This window comes from Kribbella sp. NBC_00662 (genome assembly GCF_041430295.1).
Classification (GTDB): domain Bacteria; phylum Actinomycetota; class Actinomycetes; order Propionibacteriales; family Kribbellaceae; genus Kribbella.
Genome location: NZ_CP109029.1, coordinates 5,713,429 through 5,739,467, shown reverse-complemented (window position 1 = coordinate 5,739,467; position 26,039 = coordinate 5,713,429). Strand labels below are relative to the sequence as shown.

The following is a 26,039-nucleotide window of genomic DNA, read 5'->3' as shown; positions in this document are numbered from 1 at the left end:
TGTTCACGTGTTGGACCTTGGAACGCACACGTGCCGGTGTGAGAATCCGGGCCATGTCTGCCCTGAACCGACCACGGCGCCGCCTGGGCGCCCTCGTGGTCACGACCAGTCTTCTCGCCTCCGGGTTGGCGGTGGCCGTCCTCGCCGCGCCCGCACAGGCCGCTTCGACCGATGTGGTCGTCACCGAGGTGTACGGCGGTGGCGGCAACAGCGGCGCGCCGTACACGAACGACTTCGTCGAGCTGACCAACAACAGCTCGGCAGCGGTCGATGTGAGCGGCTGGTCGGTCCAGTACGCGTCGGCCGCCGGTAGCACCTGGCAGGTCACCAAGCTGACCGGCAGCATCGACCCCGGAGCGACGTACCTGGTCCAGGAGGGCGGCGGCGCGAACGGCCAGCCGATGCCGACCCCGAACGTCACCGGCACAATCCCGATGTCCGCGACGGCCGGCAAGATCGCGCTGGTCACCACGCAGACCGCGCTGGCCTGCGGGGCGACCTGCCACGCGGACCCGAGCGTGAAGGACTACGTCGGCTACGGCACCGCGAACGACTCCGAGACCGCGCCCGCACCGGGCCTGTCGAACACCACCTCGGCCGCGCGCAACGACCCGAAGCAGGACACCGACAACAACAGCGCCGACTTCACCGCGGGCAACCCGTCCCCGGGCACGCTGACCGGTGGTCCGGCCGAGCCGCCGGTCGACGCCAAGATCCACGACATCCAGGGCGCCGCGCACCGCTCGCCGCTCGAGGGCAAGCGGGTCGCCGACGTCACCGGCGTGGTGACCGCGGTGAGCAGCAACGGCTTCTGGTTCCAGGACCCGCAGCCCGACGACAACCCGGCCACCAGCGAGGGTGTGTTCGTCTTCACCAGCTCCGCGCCGACGGTCTCCGTCGGTGACGCCCTGAACGTCGAGGGCTCGGTCGCCGAGTTCCGCCCGGGCGGCTCCGGCGGTACGACGAACCTGACCACCACCGAGCTGACCAACGCGAAGATCACCGTCACCGGCACGGCCGCCGTACCGGCTCCGACGATCGTCGGCCCGGGCGGCCGCGTACCGCCGTCGACCGTGATCGACGACGACTCGAACGGCGACGTGGAGACGACGAGCACGGCGTTCGACCCGGCCAACGACGGGCTGGACTTCTGGGAGTCGCTCGAGGGTATGTGGCTGGGCATCAACCAGCCGCAGGTCACCGGCCCGACGAGCTCGTTCCGTGAGCTGTCCGTCGTACCGGCCGGCGCCGGCGTCCGGACGGTCCGCGGCGGGATCCTGCTGCAGAAGACCGACAGCAACCCGGAGCGGGTGCTGCTGGACGACGTACTGGTGCCGATCCCGGACGCCAAGACCGGTGACAAGCTGGCCGGTGTCGTGACCGGTGTCCTCGACTACTCGTTCGGCAACTTCAAGTTCCTGCCGACCGTCACGCCGACGGTCATCGACGGCGGCGTCAAGCGCGAGGTCACCACGAAGTCCTCGGCCCTGCAGGTGTCGGTGGCGACGTTCAACGTGGAGAACTTGGACCCGGCCGACGGCCCGGCGAAGTTCGACGGCCTGGCGCAGGCGGTCGTGAAGAACCTCGCCTCGCCGGACATCCTCGGGCTCGAGGAGGTCCAGGACAACGACGGCGCGGTCAACTCCGGCACGGTGGCTGCCGATGTCACGCTGAACACGCTGGCCGCGGCGATCGTGAAGGCGGGCGGACCGAAGTACGCGTGGCGGGAGATCGACCCGGTCGACGGCGAGGAAGGCGGCGAGCCGGGCGGCAACATCCGGGTCGCGTTCATGTACCGGACCGACAAGCCGGTCAAGTTCGTCGACCGCGCGGGCGGCGGCTCGACGGTCGCGACGACGATCACCACCGACCGGTTCGGCAAGCCGCACCTGAGCTCGTCGCCGGGGCGCGTCGACCCGGCCAACCCGGCCTGGGCCGACACCCGGGTACCGCTGGCCGGCGAGTTCACCTGGCACGGCCAGTCGCTGTTCGTGGTGGTCAACCACTTCAGCTCCAAGGGCGGCGACGACCCGCTCTGGGGCCGGTTCCAGCCGCCGGTGCAGTCCAGCGCGCCGAAGCGTCACCAGCAGGCCCAGGCGGTGCGCGGGTTCGTGGACCAGATCCTGGCCAAGGACAAGGGCGCGAACGTCGTCGTTCTCGGTGACCTGAACGACTTCGACTGGTCGCAGACCGCGGACATCCTGGTCGGCTCGGGCAAGACCGCGCTGACCGACCTGCCCCGGACGCTGCCGCTGACGGAGCGCTACAGCTACGTGTTCGAGGGCAACAGCCAGATCCTCGACCAGATCCTGATCTCGCAGAACCTCCGCCCGGCCTCGTCGTACGACGTGGTGCACATGAACGCGGAGTTCCCGGACCAGATCTCCGACCACGACCCGCAGGTCGTGAAGCTGATCCCGCTGCCCTCCTGGGTGCGATAAACGCCCGGGATTGCGGGAGTCTTACGTCGCTGGTCCGGGCGGGGTTTCCTTGCCCGGACCAGCGATAATTCAGACGTGACTGATTCGACCAAGCAGTACGCCGTACAGAAGTCCGACGCGGAGTGGAAGGCGCAGCTCTCCCCCGCCGAGTTCCACGTGCTGCGCAAGGCCGGCACCGAGCGGCCGTTCGTCGGTGAGTACACCGACACCAAGACCGTCGGCGTGTACAAGTGCCGGGCGTGTGACACGGAGCTGTTCCGCAGCGAGACCAAGTTCGACTCGCACTGCGGCTGGCCGTCGTTCTACGCGCCGCTGGCCGAGGACCGCGTCGAATACATCGAGGACTCCACCCTCGGCATGAAGCGTGTCGAGGTCCGCTGCGCCAATTGCGGCTCCCACCTCGGCCACGTCTTCGAGGGCGAGGGCTACGGCACCCCGACCGACCAGCGGTACTGCATCAACAGCATCAGCCTGACTCTGGACCCGGCCTGAGCCTGCCCACCGGTCGCCCGGTCTAGCTCTAGACTGGGTCGGCTGGTGGCTCCTCCTGGGGAAGGAATTTGGTGGCAGACGACGTCCGCGGACCGCGAGTTCTGGATGTGCTGGCGGCAGAGGAGCCGTGGGAGGTGCCGACCGAGTGGATCACTCGGGTTCGTGCTCAACTGCGAGCCTGGGCCGACGATCCGGACGCGCTGCGGCCGCTGCGGCCGGAGGCGTTTCCCGACTTCATCAAGGGCACTCCCGCAGCCGTCTGGTTCACCCATGAGATCGCGCCCCTGCTGACCGGGTGGATCCCGGTCCTGCACGGTGAGTACGCCGATCTCGGCACCGAACTCACCCACGATTTCTACCGGCCGTCGTCGAGGCTCGGCGGCGCCGGCCACGTGGTGTACGTCGCGCCGACCGACTGGCACCTGCAGGCGATCGCCGGCGCCCGCGGCTTCCGCGAGCAGGGCCGCCGGCACGCCCTGCAGCTGTCCCGGAACGTCGTCAGCCTGTTCCTCGACGCTCCCCCGATGGCAGCCCGCGCGCAGGCGCTGACGGCGGCCTTCGACCGCGTGCTCGCCGACCGCGAGGCGACTCACCTGCACGTGGCGGGCGAGTACGACGACATCGCGCAGTACTGGCGAAACGACGCGCTCAAGGACAGCGAGCGCGTCGTACTGCCCGAGCTCGGCGGCCCGACCGCGGCGCTGCGCTACTCGCTCAACTCGATCCGCGACACCCACGCCCGGCTGCTCATGACCAGCCCGGACGAGTACGCCGGCGACTACGCCCAACTGATGGCCGAGCTGATCCTCGCGACCGGTCTGCGTGGCATCCCGCAGGCTGTCGCCAAGAGCCTCGGCAACACCACCCAGGACCTGGAGAAGGCGCTCAGCTCGATCCACCAGACGTTCAACCGGCAGGTCTGGCTGGCGCACGTCAACCAGTGGCTCGCCCGCGCGATCCGCAACGGCCAGGCGCCACTCGCCCGGGCCTGGGCCGCGGCCGCCACTCGCGCCGCCATCCACCTGTCCGGCGTACTGTCCAAGGCGCCGTGGCCGGAGCCCGAGATCCCGGACCTGACCTCGCTGTTCCGCACTCTCGACCGGGAGCGATGGAGTGCCCTCGAGGCCACCGCGGCAGCGGAGAACGAAGCCAACTCGCTGTCCTCGGCCTGGAACTCGGTCCAGGAAGACGCCGAGCGGCCGGCCTCGTCCGACAACGGCAACCTCGACGAGCCGCTGCCGAAGCCGCTCGACTTCAGCGACGACCCGCTGGCCGAGCTCGACTCGCTGATCGGCCTGGAGTCGGTCAAGGACGCGGTCCGCAAGATGGTCGCCGAGGTGAAGACCAACCTCCGCCGGACCGAGCTGGGCCTGCCCAGCCACGAGCGGGCCCGGCACATGGTCTTCGTCGGCAAGCCCGGTACGGCGAAGACCACGATCGCCCGGCTGCTCAGCCGGATCTACCATCAGCTCGGAGTGCTCGAGAAGGGTCATGTGGTCGAGGTCGACCGCTCCGACCTGGTCGGCCCCAGCGTCGGTTCGACCGCGCCGATGACCGCGGGCAAGTTCCGCGAGGCGCTCGGCGGTGTCCTCTTCATCGACGAGGCGTACAGCCTGACGCCGGAGAACACCCCGGGCGACTACGGCCTCGAAGCGGTCGCGACCATCCTGAAGCTGATGGAGGACCACCGCAACGACTGCATCGTGATCGTCGCCGGCTACCACCGCGAGATGCAGCGCTTCATGGAGTCGAACACCGGTCTGGCGTCACGCTTCCCGAAGCTGCTGTCGTTCAGCGAGTACGACACCGACCAACTGGTCGCGATCTTCGAGCTGCAGGCCCGGCAGAAGGGGATGATCTACGGCGAGGACGTGCTCGACAAGGTCCGCACCGTCATCCCGCCCGCCCCCCGCGGCCACAGCTTCGGCAACGGCCGTTTCATCCGGAACGTGCTCGAGGAAGCCGTCTCCAACCAGGCCACCCGGCTGTCCGCCCGCGACCCCGACAGTCTGACCGAGCGCGACCTGCGCGAACTCATCCCGGCCGACGTCCGGCCGCCCACGTCGATGCGCGCCGAGGACTACCTGCTGCAGAAGCCCGGTACTTAGATCGGCCCTAGATCGGTGTGGCCAGCGCGACCGGGTTGCCCTCCGGGTCGGCGAGGTACGCCTGTCGCTCACCCCAGGGCATGGTCGCGGGCTCCTGCAGGACGGGATGGCCCGCGGCCCGGAAGACTTCCACCTCGGCCTCGACGTCGTCGACGTACACGAACAGCTCGAAGCGCGGTGCAGCACCCACGGTGATGCCGAGCTGGGCCTCGGGCCAGTTCGCGTCGGACAGGCCGAGCGACGAGTCGCCTCGCTCCATGCCGACGTAGTGCGGGGTACCTTCCAGCGGGAACTGGTACGTCGACTCGTAGCCGAGCAGGCTGTAGAACTCGACCGACCGGCGCACGTCCTGGACGTAGAGCACCGGAAAAGCCTTGCGAGTCATCACACCAGGTTAGCGACCAGCTCGCCGAGCTCCGTGCGTTTGCCGGTGTAGAACGGGACCTCTTCGCGCACGTGCCGCCGGGCCGTCGACGCGCGCAGGTCGCGCATCAGGTCGACCATCCGGTGCAGCTCGTCGGCCTCGAAGGCGAGGATCCACTCGTAGTCGCCGAGCGCGAACGACGCGACCGTGTTCGCCCGTACGTCGGGGTAGGTGCGCGCCATCTTGCCGTGCTCGGCGAGCATGAACCGGCGCTCCTCGTCCGGCAGCAGGTACCACTCGTAGGACCGGACGAACGGGTAGACGCAGACGTACGGCCGCGGCTCCTCGTCGGCCAGGAACGCCGGGATGTGGCTCTTGTTGAACTCCGCCGGCCGGTGCAGCGCGAACTGCGACCAGACCGGGACCAGGTGCCGGCCGAGCCGCGACCGGCGCAGCGCGTGGTACGCCTGCTGCAGCGCGTCGGACGTCGGCGCGTGCCACCAGATCATGAAGTCGGCGTCGGCCCGGAATCCCTCGACGTCGTAGATGCCACGGATCACCACGTCGTCGGCGGCGAGCTTCCCGACCAGGTCGGTGAGCTCGGCGGTCAGCTCGTCCCGATCCGCATCACCGAGCGGTGTCTCGACCTTGAAGACCGACCACAAGGTGTAGCGGATCACGTCGTTGAGCTCACGGGCTTTCGGCTTACCTGTCACTTCGCCATTGTCTCCAATGCCTCGAGATGCCCCAGCACCCGGGTGGCTGCCTTGCCCCCGGACGCGACACACGCCGCGATCCCGACACCCCGGTACGCCGCTCCGCAGACAGCCAGCCCCGGCACGTCGGCCACGGCCGCCTCGACCCGGTCGACCCGGTCCAGATGCCCCACGGCGTACTGCGGAAGGCCGCCGCCCCAGCGGGTCACCAGCGACCCGACGACCTCGGCCTGCAGGCCGATCGCCTTGCGGAGATCGGCGACCGCGAGCGCGACGAGCTCCTCGTCGGACCGCTGCAGCACGTGCTCCTCGCCGAGCCGGCCGACGGACGCACGCAGTACGGCGAGCTCTCCCCCGGCTTCCGCGGACCACGCCCACTTGGCGTGTGAGTACGTCGACGCCTTGATCGTGCGCTCCTCGACGGACGGCACGAGGAATCCGGAGCCGGTCGCGGTGTCCGGCCAGTCCCGCTTGCGGACGGCCAGGGTGACGATCGCCATACTCGCGTACTCGATCGAGCCGAGCTCGGTCGATGCCGTCGGCACCAGGTCGGTCAGCATCCGCGCGGCCGGGGCGGCCGGTACGGCGACCACCACGGCGTCCGCGGTCAGGTAGGTCGGCGCGGGCACAGGTCCGGCCTCGAGGACGAACCCGTCCGGCGTGCGCGAGATCCGCCGTACGGTCAGTTTGCGACGGATCTCGACGCCGCGAGCTGTCAGATCCTGCTCCAGCGCGGTGATGATCCGGTTGATGCCGCCGACCACGCCCGCGAACACCGGCTGGCCGGCGCGCTTCTGGCCCAGCTCTCGCAGTTCGGCCGTCGCGGCGAGCAGGCTCGGTGCGGTCCGCAGCCTGGCGTACAGGTCCGGTACGGCGGCCGCGAGCGAGATCTCCTCGGCCTTCCCGGCGTACACCCCGCCGAGCAGCGGGTCGATCAGCTTGTCGGTGACCGCGGACCCCATGCGGTCGGCAACGAACCGACCGATCGCCACGTCCTCGGTCAGCGCCGGTGCGGGCAGGTCTGCCTCGTGCGCGACCTGCTCGGCTGCCTCGGCTCCGAGTACGTCGGCCGTCGCGGCCGGATCGACCGGGACACCCATCACGGTCGGCGGGATCGCGCGGATCCGGTCGCCCACCCACAATCCGGCGGAGGTCGTCGCCGGGTGGACGATGTCGAGTCCCACCGCCCTGATCAGCTCAACGGCCTCCGGCCGGCGGGCCAGCACCGACTCGGCGCCCAGGTCGACCGGCACGCCCTCGATCTCGGCCCCGGCCAGCTTCCCGCCGAGCCGCGGCGACCCTTCGAGCACCGTGATCTGCGGCGGATTCGGCCCGGTCGCGAGCGCGTGCGCGGCCGCGAGCCCACTGATCCCACCGCCGACGACAACGACCCGGCTCACACGCCCTCCAGGATCAGCTCGTACCGCTTTCCCGGCCCGAGATCGGTGCTCGACGTCCCGATCTGCTGGAAGCCGGTCCGGCTCAGAACCGACTGGGAGGCCGGGTTCCGGTCCGAGGCGCCGGCCCGCAGCGTCGTCAGCGCGTACTCCGTCGCCGCGAGGCCGATGATCGCTCGAACCGCAGCCGTCGCGAGGCCCTGCCCCGCCCACTTCTCGGCAATCCGGTAGCCGAGCTCGGCCGACCCGTTCTCCAGGTCAACCAGATTCACCCGCCCGGCGACCGCTCCGGAGTCGTCCATCAGCACGTGGAAGCGGCAGATCCCGGCTGCCTGCTCGGCGAGCAGCGCCGCGTGCTTGGCGGCGAAGTTCGCGAAGTAGTCGTCGCCGCGGTCCCAGATCCAGGACGTGAAGTACTTCCTGTTCTCCAGCTCGAAAGCCAGCACGGCGTCCGCGTGGTCGGCGGTCAGCGGCTCCAGAGTCACCGGGTGGTCCGGGAGACGGATCACTGCGCGCTCCGGGTCTGCACGTACTTGGCGATCCGGTGCAGTACGTCGGGATCGGCGTCGGGCGGGACCCCGTGGCCGAGGTTGAAGATGTGGCCGGGGGCTGCCTTGCCCTCCTCGAGGATGCGGTCGATCTCGGGCTCGATCGCGTCCCAGCCGGCGAACAGCAGCGCGGGATCCAGGTTGCCCTGCAGCGGCTTCGGGCCGACTCGTCGCGCTGCTTCGTCGAGCGGGACGCGCCAGTCGACTCCGACCACGTCGGCACCGGCCGCGCCCATCAGGCCGAGCAGCTCTCCGGTGTTCACGCCGAAGTGCACCCGCGGAACGCCGTACGGCTCGAGGGCCTCGAAGACCTTCGCGGAGTGCGGCAGGACGAACCGTTCGTAGTCGCGTGGCGACAGGCCGCCGGCCCAGGAGTCGAAGAGCTGGACCGCTGATGCGCCGGCCTCGACCTGGATCGTGAGGTACGCGATCGCGACGTCCGCGAGCCGGTCCGCCAGCGCGTGCCAGAGGTCGGGATTGCCGTGCATCATCGCCTTGGTCTTGGCGAAGTCCTTGCTCGGTCCGCCCTCGACCAGGTACGACGCGACCGTGAACGGGGCGCCGGCGAAGCCGATCAGCGGCGTACCGCCGAGCTCGGAGACGAGCTGCTGGATGGCCTCGGTGGTGTACGGCACGTCGGCCGCGGTGACCGGGCGGACCGCCGCGATCCCGGCGGCGTCCCGGATCGGGTCCGCCGCCACCGGGCCGATGCCGGGCTTGATCTCGATGTCGTACCCGGCGAACTGGAGCGGGGCGACGATGTCGGAGAAGAAGATCGCCGCGTCGACGCCGTAACGGCGGACCGGTTGCAGCGTTATCTCGACGACGAGGTCGGGACGCATACAGGACTCGAGCATCGTGATGCCCTCCCGCACCTTGCGGTACTCGGGCAACGCGCGCCCCGCCTGCCGCATGAACCACACCGGAGTGTGCGGCGGCCGCTCCCCCCGAGCAGCGAGCAGGTACGGCGAACGGTCCAGCGGAGCGGGCGTCAGAGGCACACCCAGATGATCCCACGCGGGTCCGAAGGGCCGTGCGCCGGTCAGACACCGCCTGTTACCGGCGCGTCTAAACAAGCGTCGGTGAGTAATCGGTCGTAGGCTGCGAAGCATGGGTGCCCGCAAGCAGGTCGACGCGCCACCCGCGGAGTTCGCCGAGGCAGTCTCGCAGTTACGAGGTGCCCGGTTCCGGCCCGAGGTTTTCGTCGAGGAGATGCCCGCGCCGCAGCGGATCGCACCGCACGCGGCCGCGGTCAGCGCCGACGTGACGGTTGACGGCGACGATGTCGCCACCGGCCGGCTCGTCATCCTCTACGACCCGGCCGGGAACGACGCCTGGCAGTCGACCTTCCGCTGTGTCGCGTACGTGCGAGCCGCCGTCGAACCGGAGATGGTGACCGACGCGCTGCTCGGCGGCGTGGGCTGGACCTGGCTGATGGAGGCTCTGGCCGACCGCGGTGCCGACTTCCTGGCCCCGAGCGGTACCGTCACCAGAGTGGTATCGGAGAGCTTCGGCGGGATGGCCGACGACGAGGCGACGGCGGAGATCGAGATCCGTGCGTCCTGGAGCCCCGTGCCCGGACCCGGTGGAATCGTGGACGTGACCCGGCACGCAGAGGCATGGGGCGAGGTGCTCTGCACGGCGGCCGGACTGCCGCCGGTTCCGCCGGGGGTGGTCGCGATGCCGACCCGGCGCGGACAGCGGGGCCGATGACCTCAGCCAACACCCCGCAGCCGTCCACCTCGGAGGACGCCACCGCCAACCTGCCCCTGCTGGAACTGCGGGACGGGCTGTCGGACGTGGTCGACGACGAGCCCGCCCTGACCGAGACGGTCGAGGCGTTCCGCGCCGGCACCGGTCCGGTGGCCGTCGACGCCGAGCGCGCCTCCGGCTACCGCTACTCGCACCGCGCGTACCTGGTGCAGCTGCGTCGGGAAGGCTCCGGCTCCGCGCTCGTCGACCCGATCCCCTTCGGCGACCTGTCCGCGCTGGGCGACGCGATCGTCGACGCGGAGTGGATCATCCACGCCGCCAACCAGGACCTCGCCTGCCTGGCCGAGGTCGGGATGGTGCCGCGGCAGGTGTTCGACACCGAACTGGCAGGCCGCCTCCTCGGCTACCCGAAGGTCGGGCTCGCCTCGCTCGTCAGCGAAGTGCTCGGCTATCGGATGCGCAAGGAACACTCCGCGGCCGACTGGTCCACCCGCCCGCTCCCGGCGCCCTGGCTCGTGTACGCCGCGCTGGACGTCGAGATGCTGATCGAACTGCGGAACGCGATCGAGCAGGAGCTGCGCCGCGAGGGCAAGTGGGAGTGGGCCGAGCAGGAGTTCGCCGCGATCCTGGACGCTCCCCCGCGCGAGCCGAAGCCGGACCCGTGGCGCCGTACGTCGGGCATGCACCGGGTCCGCAACCGCCGCAGCCTCGCCGTCGTCCGCGCGCTGTGGGAGGCACGCGACCAGATCGCCGAGTCCGCGGACATCTCTCCGGGCCGGATCCTGCCGGACGCCGCGATCGTCGAGGCCGCGTCCGCGATGCCGACCGATCGGGACACGCTCCAGAAGCTCACGGCCTTCAAGGGCCGCGGCGCACACCGGCACATGCGGACGTGGTGGGAAGCGGTCGACCACGCCCGCCGCCTCCCCGACTCCGAGCTCCCCAAGCAGGGCCCGCGGTACGACGGCCCGCCGCCCGCCCGCGCCTGGGCCGACCGAGACCCCGACGCTGCCGCACGCCTCTCGGCCGCCCGCACCGCGGTCGCCGAGATCGCCGAGGCCCACCGCCTGCCGACGGAGAACCTGCTGGCCCCGGACACGATCCGCCGCCTGGCGTGGTCCCCGCCCAAGGACGTGAGCCTGGACGTCGTCACGACGTTCCTCCGCGACCACCACGCCCGCCCGTGGCAGATCGGCCTCACCGCCGAGGTCCTCACCGATGCCATGACGTCGGAAGCACCGGCCAAGCCGCTCGACTGAGCGCGTCTAGAGAAGGTCGGCCCCGGATGCCGGCTCCGCCGGGAGCGGAGGACCGCCGGCTGCCGACGGCTCCGGCCGGAGCTGATCCCGCAGGGTCAAGACGATCTGCAGGGCTCCGAGCAGGATCACGGTCGCGATGATCGTGAAGATCTGCCGGTAGCTCAGCAGACTCACGAGCAGGCTGCCGAGCGCGAGCGAGATCGCCTGCGGCGTGGACAGCAGCACCTCGACCGCGGTTGACACCCGGCCGATCAGATGACCCGGTGAACGGCGCTGCATCAGCGTCGTGAACGCGACGAACGTCCAGGGCAGCCCGAGACCGCAGATGGCCGCGCCGACCAGGACCACGGCGATGGTGGGCGCGACGATGCAGACGACGGTGGAGATCGCCAGCGTGATCAGGCCGACCGTGCAGGTGGAGACCTCACCCAACCTTCGGACGGCGCGGGCGGCGGTGAGCCCGCCGATGATCGCACCGACGCCCTGACACGTCACGAAGGCGCCGGCGAACGTCGCCTGCTTCCCGAACGCATCCAGCAGCGCGTAGATCGACGACTCGAAGAAGCCGATGACGAGGATCGAGATCCCGAGTCCCGCGAGGACATGACGGAGTACGCGATCACCGAGCAGGAACCGGACCCCGCCCAGCACGTCCTCGCGGAAGGTCTGCTTGGCCGGGGCCGGAGTCTCGCTGACCTTGATCGTCGCGATCAGGAGCCCGGCGGCCACGAAGGTGGCCGCGTCCACGACCGCGACGAGCCAACCGCCGACGGTGGCGAAGAGCGCCGCCCCGACCAGCGGTCCGAACAGGCGGAAGCCTTCCTTGATCGTGGCGAGGCTCGAGTTCGCGTCGACGAGCAGCTCGTCGGGCAGCAGTTCCTTGAGCAGGCCGTTCAGCGCGGCGGGCAGGACGACGAACGAGACGCCGTACAGGAACGCGACCACCCAGATCAGCCAGACCTCGCTCGCGTCCCGGACGAGGACGAGCGGGAGTACGGCGGCCGCGCTGGCGAAGTTGCCCCAGACGAGGATCGCCTTGCGGGGCAGGCGATCCACCCAGACGCCGAGCAGCGGAGCGCCGAGCGCGGGCAGCACCATGAAGAAGAACGTCAGGCCCGCCATCGCGTTGGAGCCGGTGAGCGTCTTCACCCACATACTCAGCACGAGCAGCATCACCGAGTCGCCGAGCATCGACGTACTCAATCCGCCGAACAGGCGCGGGAACCCGGGCTGGGCGAACAGCTTCCTCATGCCGGCTCAACTCCCGGGAAGTACGTCGGCACGCCCCACGCCACGAATTCGCACAGCCGCGAACCCGCCGGCCGCTTGCTCGGATCAGTCAGCCGCTCGACATGACGATCGAGTACGGCGCTGATCGCCTCGTTCATCTCCTTGAGCTCGTCCGCCGTCAGCCACGCGACCATCTCGGTGCCCGCCTGCGCCGTACGCCACTCCTCGGGCTCGTCCGGCATCCGCTGCTCGGCCTCGCGGAGGCGATCCATCGCCCGGCCCATCGTCACCTCGGACAAGGCTTGCGCGGCCCGCCGCTCCTCGACCGAAGCCGATGCGTGCTCGTCGTCCCAGCGGAACCCGAGCCCCGGCACCTGCCACGGCCGCTGCCTGCCCTTGCCGCCCTCGGCCTCCACGACGAACCCGTGCTGGGCCAGCTTGCGCAGATGCCACGAGCAGTTCGCCGGCGTCTCGTCGAGCCGATCGGCCAGCTCGGTCGCGGTCAGCGGTCCGCTGACCGACAGCAGTTCGATGATCGCCATCCGCACGGGATGGGCGAGCGCGTTGAGCTCACGAGGATCACTCAGGCGACGATGCGGGTCGGGCATGCGTCGAAAGTACTCTTTCGAAAGGATCGTTGCAATGGTCGGCAGAGAAATCGCCCGCCGCGGCGGCGACGGGCGATCCGGGGTTACTTCGGGAGCTGGGTCTCGATCGCGGCGACGACCTCGTCCGACTCCGGCTCGGTGCGCGGGCGGAAGCGGGCCGCGACCGTGCCTTCGGGGCTGACCAGGAACTTCTCGAAGTTCCACTGGATGTCGCCGGCCTCACCCTCGGCGTCCGGGGTCAGGGTCAGCTCGGCGTACAGCGGGTGGCGGCCCTCGCCGTTCACCTCGAGCTTGTCGAGCATCGGGAACGTGACGCCGTACGTCGTCGAGCAGAACGTCTCGATCTCCTCGGCCGATCCCGGCTCCTGACCGCCGAACTGGTTGCAGGGCGCGCCGAGCACCGTGAACCCACGCGACTCGTACTTCTTCTGCAGGTTCTCCAGGCCTTCGTACTGCGGCGTCAGGCCGCATTTCGACGCCACGTTGACGACCAGGACGGCCTTGCCCTTGTAGTCGCCCAGCGACGTCGATGCGCCGGACAGAGTGGTCAGCGGAATGTCGTACAGGCTCATGCTCATCCTTGAGGGGTTGGGAGGTGACGGGCAAGGAAGTCTTCGGTACGCCGCCACGCGAGCGCGGACGCGTCGGCGTTGTGGAACATCGGCAGCGGGTTGTCGAACGCGTGCCCGGCGCCTTCGTACCGGTGGATCTCGGCATCGCCGAGCGCGGTGACGATCGTGTCGACGTCCAGATAGGTGTCGGTGTTGCCGAAGTGGTGCAGGCTCGGCGCGCTCACCTGCGGGACCAGCTCGAGAAGGTTCTTCAGCGCGGAGCCGTAGTAGCTCACCAGCACGTCAGGCTGCGACAGTGCCGCGACGTTGAAGGCCAGTCCGCCGCCGAAACAGAAGCCGACCACGCCGGTGCCCTTGCCGCGGGCCTGCAGGTATTGGAGGGCGGCAAGGGCGTCCTTGACCGCGAGGTCCCAGTCCAGCCGCCCGACGATGTCCATCGCCCGGGGCAGCAACTCCGGCGAGGACTCGTCCAGCTCGGTGTCGTCAAGGCGCCAGTAGATCTCCGGCGCGATGACGTAGTACCCCAGAGCGTGCAGATCCGCGGCACGTTGCTTGATGTAGTCGGAGACCCCGAAGATCTCCTGGAGGAGCAGGATTCCCGGCGCGTCGGCGTCGGCCGATCCCCACTCGTGGACTGGTAGTCCGGTGTCGAGCTCCAAGGTCACACTGTGAAGCGTACGACCTCGGTGGGTATCGGCTTCGGCGCAGGTGCGGGCATCCACGACTTGGTCTCGGCGATCGCGTCGACGAGCAGCCGGTAGAGCCGGTCGTCCGGATCCGGGACACACGCCTGCGAGATGCCTTCGACCGCGCACGACACCGCACGTGGCGCCGTCCGGCGGGCGAAGTCCGGCGCACCGCGGCGGGAGCGTGCGGTGAACGCCCGCGCCCACTTGGTGGCCGACGGGACCGACTGCAGTACGGCGAGCGAGTCCGGCTCGATGTCGTCGAGCGGACGCCCGTCGAGCTCGGCCAGCTGCTTCTCCCCCACCAGCAACGCGACGGCCAGGATGTACTGCCGCTCCTGCGAGACGACCGGCAGCGCGTGCTGGATGCAGCGCGCCGTGACCCGCGGTACGACGTGCGGGTCGTCCGGGGTCAGGCCGATCACCGACGGGATCATCGGCGCCAGCCGGGACCGCCCGGAGTCCGTCGTACAGTCGTTGACGTCCCGCGCGACGCCCGCCAGTAGGGCGTGCGTGCAGGCCGGGTGGTCGGACCACGGTTCGCCGGCCAAGTACGAGGCGAACTCCATGAAGCAGGCGCCCTTGCGCGGATTGCGGTGCTTGCCCCGGCTCAGGACCGGTACGGCGAGATCAAGGTTGTTCATAGAACGGCTCCCCATAGCTTCCTGCCCCCCAGCATGCGCCGAATCCAGGCAGTACGCCACGGGTTGCTGTGAGCAGCTCCACAGCCACTGGTTGTTTGGCACTTCTGTTACTCATGGGTAGCATCGGGGTAGCTTTCCCGACTCCCCAGAGGAGGGCACTCGTGCCCCGTGAGATCCGCGATGTCGTGTTCGTCGACGGCGTTCGCACCCCGTTCGGCAAGGCCAAGGGCCAGTACGCCGAAACCCGCGCCGACGACCTGGTGATCAAGTGCATCCGGGAGCTGCTGCGGCGGAACCCGGGTCTCCCCCCGGAACGCGTGGACGAGGTCGCGATCGCGGCCACCACCCAGATCGGCGACCAGGGCCTGACCATCGGCCGGACCGCCGCCCTGCTGGCGGGTCTGCCGAACACCACGCCCGGCTACGCCATCGACCGGATGTGCGCGGGCGCGATGACCGCCGTCACCACCACCGCGGCCGGTGTCGCGTTCGGTGCGTACGACGTGGTGATCGCGGGCGGTGTCGAGCACATGGGCCGGCACCCGATGGGTGAGGGTGTGGACCCGAACCCGCGGATCATCTCCGAGAAGCTCGTCGACACCTCCGCCCTCGTGATGGGGTCGACCGCCGAGAACCTGCACGACCGGTTCCCCGGTATCACCAAGGAGCGCGCCGACGCGTACGCCGCGGCGTCGCAGGAGAAGGCCGCGAAGGCCTACGCCAACGACCTGATCCAGCCGGACCTGGTGCCGGTCGCGACCCGGTCGGCCGAGCAGGGCTGGGGCCTTGCGAGCACCGACGAGCCGATGCGGCCCGGGACCACGGTCGAGGACCTGGCCGCTTTGAAGACGCCGTTCCGTCCGCACGGGCGCGTCACCGCGGGCAACTCGGCCGGGATCAACGACGGCGCGACCGCGTGCGTGCTGACCTCGGCCGAGGCGGCCGAGGAGCTCGGGCTGACGCCGAAGATGAAGCTGGTCTCGTACGCCTTCGCCGGTGTCGAGCCCGAGGTGATGGGCGTCGGCCCGATCCCGGCGACCGAGAAGGCGTTGAAGCTGGCCGGACTGACGATCGACGACATCCAGGCCTTCGAGGTGAACGAGGCGTTCGCCGTACAGGTGCTGGCGTTCCTGGAGCACTACGGCATCGCCGACGACGACCCGCGGGTCAACCCGTACGGCGGCGCGATCGCCTACGGCCACCCGCTGGCGTCGTCCGGAGTCCGGCTGATGAACCAGCTGGCCAAGCAGTTCGAGCAGCGCCCCGAGGTCCGCTACGGCCTCACCACCATGTGCGTCGGCCTCGGCATGGGCGGCACGGTCATCTGGGAGAACCCGAACTGGGAAGGTGCGGCGGCATGAACCTGCAGGAACTGATCGACAGCGCTTCTGCTTTGTCGACCGACGAGGTCGTCACGCTCGCGCACTCGCGGGACGTCGTACTGCCGAACAAGGCCGGCACGATGGCGCTCATCACGCTGGACAACGGGCACGACCACACCAAGCCGAACACCTTCGGGCCCAAGGGTCTGGGTTCGCTGAACGCTGCTCTGGACGCGGCGCTGGCGCGCGACGAGATCGTGGCGATCGGGGTCACCGGCAAGCCGTTCATCCTGGCCGCGGGTGCGGACCTGACCGGCGTACCGAAGCTGACCGATCGGGAGCAGGCGCTGACGCTCGGCAGGATCGGGCACGGCGTGATGCGGAAGCTCGTCGACGGCGGCAAGCCGTCGTTCGCGTTCGTGAACGGTGTCGCGCTCGGTGGCGGGCTCGAGGTTGCGCTGCACGCGTCCTATCGCACGATCTCGGTCGCGGCCGGGATGCTGTCGACGCCGGAGGTCTTCCTCGGGCTGATCCCGGGCTGGGGCGGCAACTTCCTGCTGCCGAACCTGATCGGTGCGGACAACGCGGTCAAGGTCGTCGTCGAGAACGCCCTCAACCAGAACAAGATGCTGAGCGGGCCGGAAGCGGTCAAGCTCGGCATCGGCGACGTACTGCTGGAGTCGGCCGACTTCCTCGAGCAGTCGCTGCTGTGGGCCTCGAAGGTGCTGACGGGCTCTGTCGTCGTCGAGCGCGCTTCGATCGACCGTGGCGATGCGTGGGACGCGGCGGTTGCCCGGGGCAAGGTTTTTGCCGATCTGAAGGTCAGTGGGGCGGCGCCGGCGCCGTACCGGGCGCTGGAGCTGATCGCGGCGGCTCGCGACAACGACCGGGACCGTGGGTTCGCGGCCGAGGACGAGGCGCTCGCGGATCTGATCATGAGCGAGGAGCTGCGGAGCGGGCTCTACGCCTTCGACCTGGTGAACAAGCGGGCCAAGCGGCCGGCGGGTGCGCCGGACAAGTCGCTGGCGCGGCCGGTGACGAAGGTCGGCGTCGTCGGTGCGGGGCTGATGGCGGGTCAGCTGGCGTTGCTGTTCGCGCGGCGGCTGGAGGTTCCCGTCGTACTGACGGATCTCGACCAGGAGCGCGTGGATCGTGGCGTCGGGTACGTGCACGGTGAGATCGACAAGCTGCTCGCCAAGGGGCGGGTGCGGTCCGACAAGGCGAACCAGCTGAAGGCGCTGGTCACCGGGTCGGTGGATCGCGCGGTGTTCGCGGACGCGGACTTCGTCATCGAGGCGGTCTTCGAGGAGCTGCAGCTGAAGAAGACGATCTTCGCCGAGCTGGAGAAGATCATCCGGCCGGACGCCGTGCTGGCGACCAACACCTCGTCGTTGTCGGTGACCGAGATGGCCGCGGACCTGGAGCACCCGGAGCGGGTCGTCGGGTTCCACTTCTTCAACCCGGTCGCGGTGCTGCCGCTGCTGGAGATCATCCGGGCGGACCGGACGGACGACGCTTCGCTGGCGACTGCTTTCGCGGTCGGGAAGACGCTGAAGAAGTCGTGTGTGCTGGTGAAGGACGCGCCGGCGTTCGTGGTGAACCGGCTGCTGACGCGGTTCCTCGGCGAGGTCAGCGCGGCGGTGGACGAAGGTACGCCGATCCCGGACGCCGACCGTGCGCTGTCCGCACTCGGCCTGCCGATGCCGCCGTTCGTGCTACTGCAGCTGGTCGGCCTGCCGGTCGCGCTGCACGTCGCGGAGACGATGAACCGGGCGTACCCGGACCGGTTCGCGGTTTCTTCGAACCTGGCCAAGGTAGTTGCCGCAGGCAAGAGTTCGTTCTACGTATGGCCCGAGGGCAAGCCGGTCGTCGACCCGGAGGTCGAGGCGCTGGTGAGTGTCGGCGACAAGCCCTCCACCCCCGACGAACTCCGCAACCGAGTCCTCACTGCCCTGGCCGAAGAAATCAAGATCATGCTCGACGAGGGCGTGGTCGCCGAGGCCCAGGACATCGACCTCTGCCTCCTCCTCGGCGCCGGCTGGCCCTTCCACCTAGGCGGCATCACCCCCTACCTCGACCGCACCGGCATCGCGGAAAAGGTCAACGGATCCCGCTTCCTCCCCCAAGGCCTCGCCAGCCTCATCTAAACCGCTGGGGGGCGGTACGGAGCCGGAAGCCCGCTCCGTCCCCCAGCAACAAACAGACAAAGAGTCAGCCTTTGAACTTCTTGGCTCCGGCGACGATTTGGGCTGGGGTCAGGCCGGTGTCTTTCTTCAGGACTGACTCGCCGTGTTGGGACATGTCGGTGTAGAGGGTGGCTAGTTTCTTCTCGCCCAGTTTGTCGGCGAGGTATTCGACGATCCACCAGCTGGAGCCGTAGGCGCGTTCGGCGTCGGTGTCGAAGACGGTGGTGTCGGGGAGTGCGGTGAGCTTCGGGAGGTACGCCGACTTCACGCGCTTGCGGTACGGATCGACCGACCAGTGCGGATCGTCCTCGATCGAGCGGCAGCGGACGTACTCCGCCATGCCCTCGACCATCCAGATCGGTGTGTAGATGCCGAGCGTGGACGTCGCGACATGCGTCATCTCGTGCACCAGCAGATCCTTGTCGAGGCGCTTGCGGAGTGCTGGGTTCACCACGATGCGGCTGCCGATGGGCGGGCCGATCGGCTTGCCCAGTTGCTCGCCCTCGTAGAGCGTGACCGCCTTCGCCGCGATCGTCCAGCCATCACCGGCCCCGGCCGTCCAGATCGTCGACATCACACGGTCCTGCGGCATCGCAACAACCAGCACGGCCCCGTTCCACGGCCGGGCCCAGTGTTTGCGGACCGACTTCACCGCCTTCTCGGCAACCTGCGCGACCTTCGTACCGAGGCTCGCTTCCCGCTTGTCCACGACGACCACGACCGTGCCACGCCGTACCACCTGGACCTCGTCGAAGTCCCACGGCTGGCGATGGCCGTCGCGGCTGAGGTTCTCGTCCGTCCCGCTGTCGTCGACGAGCACCCACGCACCGGCCCGCTGGACGAACGTGTACCCGAGGTCGGTCTGCACCGGCCGCGGATCCAGCCCGACCAGCTGGTACCGCATCATCACCCGCGTCGAGAACGTCGTCGGCCCGAACTTCGAGACCAACCCCGGCACCGGCCGGAACGCATCAGCCGTGAAGTACTTCAGCGACCTGAACCCGAACTTCCGCAGGTTCACGAACAGCAGCCGCTCACGCGCAACCAACTCGGCCTGCTTCGGATCCACCGAAGCCAGGAACCCCTTCAAATCGCCCTTGAGTACGGCGGCCGACCGTCGCGCCAGCACCGCGTCGATCGCCTGCTTGCGCACCAGTTCGTCAGCGGGGCTGAGCTCCCCCGGCGTCGGCGAGGTCGCCCTCGTCGCGACGGCGGCAACCGCAGTACCGCCAGGTGCTGCATCGCCGTTCCGGGCGCGTACGGCGACAACCGCGCCGGATGCAGCGAGTGCCAGCACGGCAACGCCTGCGAACAGGCGTTTCGGGTGGTTCATTGGTGTTCCCCTCGGATGGTCGGCTGATCCTAGCCGACCATCCGAGGGCGACGATCACGCCTTCTGCGCCTCGCCGGTCTTCTCCTCGAGGCCGACCCGGCTACGCCGGTAGCCGTACAGCGCGTAAACCGCGAACCCGAGCACCATCCAGATCGCGAACCGCAGCCAGGTCTCCAGCGACAGGTTCAGCATCAGGTAGATGCAGATGATCGCGGCCAGGATCGGGACGACCGGGTTGCCCGGCACCGTGAACGACCGCTTGATGTCCGGCCGGCTCTTCCGCAGCAGCGGTACGGCGATCGACACCAGCGTGAACGCGGCCAGCGTGCCGATGTTCACCATCTCTTCCAGCTTGCCGATCGGGGTGACCCCGGCGATGATCGCGACGACGATGCCGATCCCGATCGTCAGGCGGTACGGCGTACCCCACTTCGGGTGCGTCTTGCCGAGCTGACGGGGCATCAGGTGATCGCGGCTCATCGCGAACACGACCCGCGCCGCACCGATCATCAGCGTCAGTACGACGGTGGTCAGACCGGCGACCGCACCCGCGGAGATCAGCGTCGCGAAGCCGCCGCGGCCGACCGAGCGGAACGCCTCCGCCAGCGCGGCCTCGCCGTTGATGTCGGTGTACTTCACCATCCCGGTGATGACGATGCAGACCAGCACGTACAGCACGGTGCAGATCGCCAGCGAGCCGATGATGCCGCGGGGCAGGTCACGCTGCGGATTCTTCGCCTCTTCGGCAGTGGTCGCGACGACGTCGAACCCGATGAACGCGAAGAACACCAGCGACGCGCCGGACACCAGACCCATCACACCGAACGTCGACGGCGTGAACCCGAACAGCGCCTGGAACAGCGGCGTGGTGATCGTGACGTCGCCGTTGGGGGCCGGCACGCTCGGCGGGATGAACGGCGACAGGTTCGAGCCCTTGATGTAGAACAGCCCGGCGATGATCACGAACAGGACCACGAACAGCTTGATCCCCACCAGCACCAGGTTGACCCGCAGCGACTCCTTGATCCCGATCGTGGCCAGTGTCGCCAGCACCAGCACGAGCAGCATCGCCAGCACGTTCACATGGCTGTCGGGCCCGATCGACGACGGCCAGCCCAACCCGATCTGATCCAGGAACAGTGCTGCGTACGTCGACCAGCCCTGGGACACGACGCTTGCCCCGAGCATCAACTCGAGCAGCAGATCCCAGCCGATGATCCAGGCGAAGATCTCGCCGAGGGAGAAGTACGAGAACGTGTACGCCGAACCCGACACCGGCACGGTGGACGAGAACTCGGCGTAGCACAACGCGGCCAGCGCACAGCAGATCGCGGCCAGTACGAAGGACAGTGCGATCCCCGGACCGGCGTACAGCTTGGCGGCACGGCCGGTCAGGGTGAAGATGCCGGCACCGATGATCACGCCGATGCCGAAGACGGTCAGGTCGATCGCTGTGAGGCGTTTCTTGAGCTGGTACTCCGGCTCGTCCGTGTCGGCGATCGACTGCTCGATCGTCTTCTTCCGCACAAGACTCATCTGCGCCTCCTCGACTGTGTCTCTGAAAGACAGGGACGGAACCCTTCGAGGTTGCCCTCTCTGACAGCGCGAGGTCAAACCGCCACTCAGCGTTGTGGCGTGTATGTTGCCAGCGACGTCCAGAGCGTCGCTTCGGTGAGGCCGGTGCGTTCCATCAGGATCCGGTCCCGGGCCGCCTGGTCGGTGCCGTTCATTGCCATGTCCTCGTACAGGTCCTCGACCTTGTCGAGTCCGATCCGCTGGACGAGGTACCGGACGGCGAGCCAGCTCACGCCGTACACGTCGGCGGAGTTCTGGTAGAAGCCGGCGTCGCTCGGCAGCGAGGACAGTTGCGGCAACGCCTCGTCGATGACCTCTTGCTCCCACTTGCTGACCTCGCCGGGTCCGCTGATCGCCTCGATGCCCTTCCAGGACACGTACTCCGCGGCGCCCTCGGCCAGCCAGAGCGGCTCGTAGCCGCCGAGGTCCGCGGTGGCGACATGGGTGATCTCGTGCGACAGCAGGATCTCGTCGACGCGGTCGCGCTCGTTCGGGTTGACGACGATGTACCCGCCGGCGACCGTACCGTCGGCGGTGTCCTGACCGGGCAGCGACGAGAACGTCGAACCGGTGCTGGCCGCGGATTCGATGTCCTCGTCGGCGAACCGCGCATCGCGGACGTCGGTCTCGTCGAGCGCGATCACGAAGACCGCGCCGTTCCATCTCCGCGGCCAGTACGCGGTCACCTCGTTGAGGCTTTCGGTCGCGGCGGCCACGATCGCCCGGCCGCGTTTCGTGTCGCCCTTCTCGACCACCACGAGCACCCGCGGCCCGCGCTGCACCTCGATCCGGCCCAGGTCCCACGCCTCGCGGTGCGCGCCCGGCCCAAGGTCCGCGTCCAGATCGTTGTCGTCGGTGAGCAACCAGTGGCCGGCCCGCGAGATGAACGTGTAGCCGAGCTCGGTCGTCACCGGCGTGAAGTCGACCTTCGGGATCTGGTACCGCATGAGCACCCGCACGAGGTACGTCGTACCGCCGTGGGCTCGCACCACGGCCGGGTTGAACCGCTCCTCGGCCTGGCTGTAACCGACCTCGCTGAAGCCGATCTCGACCAGGTTCGCGAACAGGATCCGCTGCTGGGCGCGCAGCCTCTTGTTGGCCGGATCCACATCGGCCAGGAACAGCGCCTCGTTGCCGGTCTGCACGGCCTGCGCGCGGCGGAGCAGGATCGAGTCGACGGCGACCCGGCGGGCGGCGATCTGGGCCGCGATCCGGGAGGGTTTGGTCGCCTTCGGCGGGGTCGGATTGGCGGTCTGGATCGCCGTCGGGCGGTTGCGCGCATCGCGCTCGCGCTCTTCAACGGTGTAGACCACTCCGCCCGCCACCAGAGCCACCGCCAGGACGAGCCCCAGCCAGCGGCGGGGGCCGGTGGGCGGCCCGGAAACAGGCGTCGTTGCACTCACTTCGGGTCGTTCCCCTCCGAGTACCCGATGGTCGCAGACGGGTTACCCTAACCGACACTCCGCGCTTTATGTTGCCGCGGCAGCCTTCAGCGCGGTGAAAAGTCCCGTCTCGGTCATCCCGATGTGCTCGAGCATGATCCGGTCGCGTTCCTTCTGAGTAGAACCCATCGCCGCCAGTTCGCGGTACAGCGTGCCGACCTCGGTCCCGCCGAACCGCGTGAACAGGTAGTCGAGCGCGAGCCAGGACAGCGGGTACGAGCTGTCGGCCTGGTCGAAGAACGTCGCGTCCGCGGGCAGGCTCTTCGCCTTCGCGAGGTACTTCGTCCGGACGTCCTGCCGGTACTGCGGGATCGCCAGGTTGGTCTGCCCCGACATCGGCAGGAACTCGACGTACGTCGCGGCGCCCTCGACCAGCCAGCGTGGCGCGTACGGACCGTACGGCGCGGTGGCGACGTGGGTGAACTCGTGGGAGAGCGTGCGCGCATCGACCTTGTTGCGGTTGTACGGATTGATGACGACGTACGAGTCGGCCCGCTCCCCCGCGCCGGTGACCTCGCCCGGCAGCGTGCGGTACACCCAGGTCGCCATCGCGATCGCGTCCTCGGCGTTCTTCGGCTGGGTGAAGTCGGCGCCGCGAACGATCTTGTCGTCGAGCGCGATCACGACACCCGAGCCCTTCCAGCCGCCCGGCCAGTTCTTGCTGACCGACTGGACCGCGCTGGCGGACATCGTGATCAGCTTCGCCGCGAGCGCATCCTGGCCCTGCTCGACGACGACCAGCACACGCGGCGCCCGCTTGACCAGGACCGGGCCGGTGTCCCACGCCTCCTGGTGCGAGCCACGCGGCAGCCGTTTGTCGATGTCGGAGTCCGAGACCAGGATCCAGCTCCCGTTCGGACGCTGGGTGAACGTGTAGCCGAGCATCGCTCGGACCGGGACCAGGTCGATCCCACGGATCTGGTACGTCATCGCGACGGCGACCAGGTACGTCGTGGGACCGTCGCGCTGCACGATGCTGTCGTCGTACTGCTGGGCCAACTGCTGGTAGGTGAGCTTGGCGAAACCGAACTGGCGAAGATTCGTGAACAGGGTCCGCTGGCCCGCGACGAGCTTGGTGTTGCCGGGATCGACGTCGGCCAGGAACTCCTTCTCATTGCCGGCCAGCACGGCCTGCGCGCGTCGCTTCAGGACGACGTCGACAGCTGCGGTCCGGGCAGCCAGGTCGATGTTCGCCGTACTGGACACGCCGGCCGCGGCGTCGTCGGCATGCTGGCTCGAGCGATGGAGCGCGAGCCCGCCGACGACCGCGGCGGCGACCAGAAACAGCGACAACAGGACCGGCCAGACCCTGCCCGACCGCCGCCGGGCGGCACCGCGGCGGCTGTGCCGCCCTGCCTCAGCCACGGTCCTGCGTCCTGATCAGGGACGTGCCTACGCGTTGCCCGGGCGATCGGCCGCCGGGTCGGGAGCGTCGAGGGCGTCGCCGTGGTGCTCCGACAGCAGCTCGGTGATCTCGCGGGCCAGCTCCTGCCCGGTCAGCCCGATCTCCTGCAATACAGCGGGACGCTTGGCGTGCTGGAGGAACTCCTGTGGGATGCCGAAATCGCGGACCGGGGTCTCGATGCCCGCGTCGCGCATCGCCTGCGCGATCATCGCGCCGCAGCCGCCGGCCCGGCCGTTGTCCTCGATCGTGGCGACCAGCTTGAAGTCCTCGGCCAGCTCCACGAGCTCGGGCGCCACCGGCTTCACCCAGCGCGGGTCGACGACGGTGACACCGAAGCCGTGCGCCTCCAGACGATCCGCGACGTCCATCGCGGTCGCCGCCATCGCGCCGATGCCGACGAGCAGTACGTCGTTGCCGGTCCGCTTGAGCACGTCGAGCTGGCCGATCCGGTCGATCGCCTCGATGTCCGGGCCCACTTCGCCCTTCGAGTACCGCAGTACGGTCGGGGCGTCGTCGACCTCGACTGCCTCGTTGAGGAGCTCCTGCACGCGCTTGCCGTCGCGAGGCGCGGCCAGCCGCAGGCCGGGGACGACCTGGAGGATCGACATGTCCCACATGCCGTTGTGGCTCGGGCCGTCGTCGCCGGTGACGCCGGCGCGGTCCAGCGCGAAGGTGACGCCGCACTTGTGCAGCGCGACGTCCATGAGGACCTGGTCGAAGGCGCGGTTGAGGAACGTCGCGTAGATCGCGACGACCGGGTGCAGACCGCCCATCGCGAGACCTGCCGCACTCGTGACCGCGTGCTGCTCGGCGATGCCGACGTCGAACGTCCGGTCCGGGAACTCGTCCGCGAACGCGGCCAGGCCGGTCGGATGCAGCATCGCCGCCGTGACCGCGACCACGTCCGGGCGGCGGTGGCCGATCTTGATCAGCTCGTCGGAGAACACATCCGTCCAGCCGCGCGGCTTGTTGGCCGGGCGGACCTGGTGGAAGTTGTCCTCCTCGTCCTGCTCGGCGGCGGCGTACCCGAAGCCCTTCTTGGTCACCGCGTGCACGATCACCGGTCCGCCGAACGCCTTCGCGCTGCGGAGCGCGTCCTCCATCGCCTCACGGTCGTGGCCGGCGACGGGTCCGACGTACTTGAGGCCGAGGTCCTCGAACATGCCCTGCGGGGCGAGCATGTCCTTCAGGCCCTTCTTGATCCCGTGCAGCACCTCGTACATCGGGGGGCCGACGTACGGCGTACGGCCGAGGTTCTTCTTGATCAGGTCGAGGACCTTCTCGTACCGCGGGTTGGTGCGCAGGGTGGTCAGGTGGGTCGCCAGACCGCCGACGGTGTCGCTGTAGGAGCGGCCGTTGTCGTTGACGATGATGACGAGCTTGAGGTCCTTGGCGGCGGCGATGTTGTTCAGCGCCTCCCAGGCCATCCCGCCGGTCAGGCCGCCGTCACCGATCAGCGCGACGACGTGGCGGTCCTCCTTGGTCAGCCGGTATGCCTTGGCCAGGCCGTCGGCGTACGAGAGGGCCGTCGAGGCGTGGCTGTTCTCGATGATGTCGTGCTCGGACTCGGCGTGGCTGGGGTAGCCGGACAGGCCGCCCTGCTGACGGAGCGTGTCGAACTTCGGTGCGCGGCCGGTCACCAGCTTGTGCACGTAGGCCTGGTGGCCGACGTCGAAGACCAGGCGGTCGCGGGGCGAGTCGAAGACGAGGTGCATCGCGAGGGTGATCTCGACCATCCCCAGGTTCGGGCCGAGGTGACCCCCGGTCCGGGACACGGTCTCGACCAGCACGTCCCGGATCTCCGCCGCGAGATCGGTGAGCTGCTGATCAGTCAGCTTCTTGAGGTCCGCCGGACCTCCTACCGTCTCCAGCACGCCCATCGAGCTCCTCCCGCAGGTCTTTCTCGAATGCTTGAGTCTATGCTCGCCTTGCCCGGAATCCGAACTCGGTAACGGGCCGCTGAGCGGGTCTTGGGCAATCTCACACTCCAAGACGCTT

22 protein-coding genes are annotated in these 26,039 nt (G+C 69.0%); 7 read left to right on the top strand and 15 right to left on the bottom strand.

Annotated elements, in window-relative coordinates; genetic code table 11:
* The first annotated feature begins 53 nt into the window (after nt 1–53).
* The 3 genes from OHA10_RS28550 (at nt 54) to OHA10_RS28540 (ending at nt 5,041) form a co-directional block, all read left to right on the top strand.
* Complete coding sequence (locus OHA10_RS28550) at nt 54–2,441, top strand: lamin tail domain-containing protein (protein ID WP_371401837.1); 2,388 nt, start codon at nt 54–56, stop codon at nt 2,439–2,441.
* Nucleotides 2,442–2,516: 75 nt separating this feature from the next.
* Nucleotides 2,517–2,933 carry a peptide-methionine (R)-S-oxide reductase MsrB gene (gene msrB, locus OHA10_RS28545; RefSeq protein ID WP_371401836.1) on the top strand — a complete coding sequence of 139 codons (417 nt, stop codon included), beginning with the start codon at nt 2,517–2,519 and terminating at the stop codon, nt 2,931–2,933.
* 71 nt (nt 2,934–3,004) lie between these two features.
* Entirely contained in the window at nt 3,005–5,041 is a 2,037-nt protein-coding gene (locus tag OHA10_RS28540; RefSeq protein ID WP_371401835.1) for an AAA family ATPase, read from the top strand.
* A gap of 7 nt (nt 5,042–5,048) precedes the next feature.
* Here OHA10_RS28540 and OHA10_RS28535 read toward each other — a convergent pair whose 3' ends face one another.
* Genes OHA10_RS28535 through hemE form a run of 5 tightly spaced genes read right to left on the bottom strand, consistent with a single transcriptional unit; the run spans nt 5,049 to nt 9,061 of the window.
* Complete coding sequence (locus tag OHA10_RS28535) at nt 5,049–5,426, bottom strand: VOC family protein (RefSeq protein ID WP_371401834.1); 378 nt, start codon at nt 5,424–5,426, stop codon at nt 5,049–5,051.
* Nucleotides 5,426–6,121 carry a hydrogen peroxide-dependent heme synthase gene (hemQ, locus tag OHA10_RS28530; protein WP_371401833.1) on the bottom strand — a complete coding sequence of 232 codons (696 nt, stop codon included), beginning with the start codon at nt 6,119–6,121 and terminating at the stop codon, nt 5,426–5,428. Before hemQ ends, OHA10_RS28535 begins: the two co-directional genes overlap by 1 nt.
* On the bottom strand, nt 6,118–7,521 hold the full coding sequence (gene hemG / locus OHA10_RS28525) for a protoporphyrinogen oxidase (protein ID WP_371401832.1): 1,404 nt from the start codon (nt 7,519–7,521) through the stop codon (nt 6,118–6,120). The genes hemQ and hemG overlap by 4 nt, the downstream gene beginning before the upstream one ends.
* Complete coding sequence (locus OHA10_RS28520; protein WP_371401831.1) at nt 7,518–8,027, bottom strand: GNAT family N-acetyltransferase; 510 nt, start codon at nt 8,025–8,027, stop codon at nt 7,518–7,520. The genes hemG and OHA10_RS28520 overlap by 4 nt, the downstream gene beginning before the upstream one ends.
* Nucleotides 8,024–9,061, bottom strand: a complete 1,038-nt coding sequence (gene hemE / locus OHA10_RS28515; protein ID WP_371408002.1) for a uroporphyrinogen decarboxylase — start codon at nt 9,059–9,061, stop codon at nt 8,024–8,026. Before hemE ends, OHA10_RS28520 begins: the two co-directional genes overlap by 4 nt.
* 115 nt (nt 9,062–9,176) lie before the next feature.
* Between hemE and OHA10_RS28510 the strand changes: the two genes are divergently transcribed.
* Nucleotides 9,177–9,779: a DUF3000 domain-containing protein gene (locus OHA10_RS28510; protein ID WP_371401830.1), complete on the top strand. Its 603-nt coding sequence runs from the start codon at nt 9,177–9,179 to the stop codon at nt 9,777–9,779.
* Nucleotides 9,776–11,038, top strand: a complete 1,263-nt coding sequence (locus OHA10_RS28505; protein WP_371401829.1) for a ribonuclease D — start codon at nt 9,776–9,778, stop codon at nt 11,036–11,038. The genes OHA10_RS28510 and OHA10_RS28505 overlap by 4 nt, the downstream gene beginning before the upstream one ends.
* 6 nt (nt 11,039–11,044) lie before the next feature.
* Here OHA10_RS28505 and OHA10_RS28500 read toward each other — a convergent pair whose 3' ends face one another.
* The 5 genes from OHA10_RS28500 to OHA10_RS28480 all read right to left on the bottom strand — a co-directional run bounded on the left by OHA10_RS28500 (nt 11,045) and on the right by OHA10_RS28480 (nt 14,778).
* On the bottom strand, nt 11,045–12,289 hold the full coding sequence (locus OHA10_RS28500; RefSeq protein ID WP_371401828.1) for an MFS transporter: 1,245 nt from the start codon (nt 12,287–12,289) through the stop codon (nt 11,045–11,047).
* Complete coding sequence (locus OHA10_RS28495) at nt 12,286–12,876, bottom strand: winged helix-turn-helix domain-containing protein (RefSeq protein ID WP_371401827.1); 591 nt, start codon at nt 12,874–12,876, stop codon at nt 12,286–12,288. Before OHA10_RS28495 ends, OHA10_RS28500 begins: the two co-directional genes overlap by 4 nt.
* An 83-nt stretch (nt 12,877–12,959) precedes the next feature.
* Nucleotides 12,960–13,448, bottom strand: coding sequence for a glutathione peroxidase (locus OHA10_RS28490; protein WP_137254839.1), 489 nt, complete (start codon nt 13,446–13,448; stop codon nt 12,960–12,962).
* Nucleotides 13,449–13,450: 2 nt separating this feature from the next.
* A complete protein-coding gene (locus OHA10_RS28485; protein WP_371401826.1) occupies nt 13,451–14,113 on the bottom strand; it encodes a dienelactone hydrolase family protein in 663 nt (220 codons plus the stop codon).
* Entirely contained in the window at nt 14,110–14,778 is a 669-nt protein-coding gene (locus tag OHA10_RS28480) for a hypothetical protein (RefSeq protein ID WP_371401825.1), read from the bottom strand. The genes OHA10_RS28485 and OHA10_RS28480 overlap by 4 nt, the downstream gene beginning before the upstream one ends.
* A 161-nt stretch (nt 14,779–14,939) precedes the next feature.
* On the opposite strand from OHA10_RS28480, the gene OHA10_RS28475 reads away from it, so the two are divergent.
* Together OHA10_RS28475 and OHA10_RS28470 are read left to right on the top strand one after the other, a co-directional pair.
* Nucleotides 14,940–16,139: an acetyl-CoA C-acyltransferase gene (locus OHA10_RS28475; RefSeq protein WP_371401824.1), complete on the top strand. Its 1,200-nt coding sequence runs from the start codon at nt 14,940–14,942 to the stop codon at nt 16,137–16,139.
* On the top strand, nt 16,136–18,247 hold the full coding sequence (locus tag OHA10_RS28470; protein WP_371401823.1) for a 3-hydroxyacyl-CoA dehydrogenase NAD-binding domain-containing protein: 2,112 nt from the start codon (nt 16,136–16,138) through the stop codon (nt 18,245–18,247). Before OHA10_RS28475 ends, OHA10_RS28470 begins: the two co-directional genes overlap by 4 nt.
* Before the next feature lie 64 nt (nt 18,248–18,311).
* Here the strand turns inward: OHA10_RS28470 and OHA10_RS28465 are convergent, their stop codons facing one another.
* The 5 genes from OHA10_RS28465 to dxs form a co-directional block, all read right to left on the bottom strand.
* Nucleotides 18,312–19,619 (bottom strand): hypothetical protein, encoded by a 1,308-nt coding sequence (locus OHA10_RS28465; protein ID WP_371401822.1) that lies wholly within the window; start codon nt 19,617–19,619, stop codon nt 18,312–18,314.
* Between the two features lie 54 nt (nt 19,620–19,673).
* Nucleotides 19,674–21,155: an APC family permease gene (locus tag OHA10_RS28460; RefSeq protein WP_371401821.1), complete on the bottom strand. Its 1,482-nt coding sequence runs from the start codon at nt 21,153–21,155 to the stop codon at nt 19,674–19,676.
* Nucleotides 21,156–21,241: 86 nt separating this feature from the next.
* The gene (locus tag OHA10_RS28455) at nt 21,242–22,597 is read right to left on the bottom strand and encodes a hypothetical protein (RefSeq protein ID WP_371401820.1); all 1,356 of its coding nucleotides are present in this window, start codon (nt 22,595–22,597) and stop codon (nt 21,242–21,244) included.
* Between the two features lie 66 nt (nt 22,598–22,663).
* Entirely contained in the window at nt 22,664–24,001 is a 1,338-nt protein-coding gene (locus OHA10_RS28450; RefSeq protein WP_371401819.1) for a hypothetical protein, read from the bottom strand.
* A 27-nt stretch (nt 24,002–24,028) separates the two neighbouring features.
* Entirely contained in the window at nt 24,029–25,921 is a 1,893-nt protein-coding gene (gene dxs / locus OHA10_RS28445; RefSeq protein ID WP_371401818.1) for a 1-deoxy-D-xylulose-5-phosphate synthase, read from the bottom strand.
* Nucleotides 25,922–26,039: the final 118 nt, after the last annotated feature.

Excerpts from the sequence above, each read along its gene's own strand:
- OHA10_RS28495 (WP_371401827.1), bottom strand. The coding sequence starts at position 12,876 with ATGCCCGACCCGCATCGTCGCCTGAGTGATCCTCGTGAGCTCAACGCG.
- OHA10_RS28510 (WP_371401830.1), top strand. The coding sequence starts at position 9,177 with ATGGGTGCCCGCAAGCAGGTCGACGCGCCACCCGCGGAGTTCGCCGAG.
- OHA10_RS28505 (WP_371401829.1), top strand. The coding sequence starts at position 9,776 with ATGACCTCAGCCAACACCCCGCAGCCGTCCACCTCGGAGGACGCCACC.
- OHA10_RS28535 (WP_371401834.1), bottom strand. The coding sequence starts at position 5,426 with ATGACTCGCAAGGCTTTTCCGGTGCTCTACGTCCAGGACGTGCGCCGG.
- OHA10_RS28490 (WP_137254839.1), bottom strand. The coding sequence starts at position 13,448 with ATGAGCCTGTACGACATTCCGCTGACCACTCTGTCCGGCGCATCGACG.
- OHA10_RS28500 (WP_371401828.1), bottom strand. The coding sequence starts at position 12,289 with ATGAGGAAGCTGTTCGCCCAGCCCGGGTTCCCGCGCCTGTTCGGCGGA.
- OHA10_RS28550 (WP_371401837.1), top strand. The coding sequence starts at position 54 with ATGTCTGCCCTGAACCGACCACGGCGCCGCCTGGGCGCCCTCGTGGTC.
- OHA10_RS28480 (WP_371401825.1), bottom strand. The coding sequence starts at position 14,778 with ATGAACAACCTTGATCTCGCCGTACCGGTCCTGAGCCGGGGCAAGCAC.
- OHA10_RS28465 (WP_371401822.1), bottom strand. The coding sequence starts at position 19,619 with ATGAACCACCCGAAACGCCTGTTCGCAGGCGTTGCCGTGCTGGCACTC.
- OHA10_RS28470 (WP_371401823.1), top strand. The coding sequence starts at position 16,136 with ATGAACCTGCAGGAACTGATCGACAGCGCTTCTGCTTTGTCGACCGAC.
- dxs (WP_371401818.1), bottom strand. The coding sequence starts at position 25,921 with ATGGGCGTGCTGGAGACGGTAGGAGGTCCGGCGGACCTCAAGAAGCTG.
- OHA10_RS28460 (WP_371401821.1), bottom strand. The coding sequence starts at position 21,155 with ATGAGTCTTGTGCGGAAGAAGACGATCGAGCAGTCGATCGCCGACACG.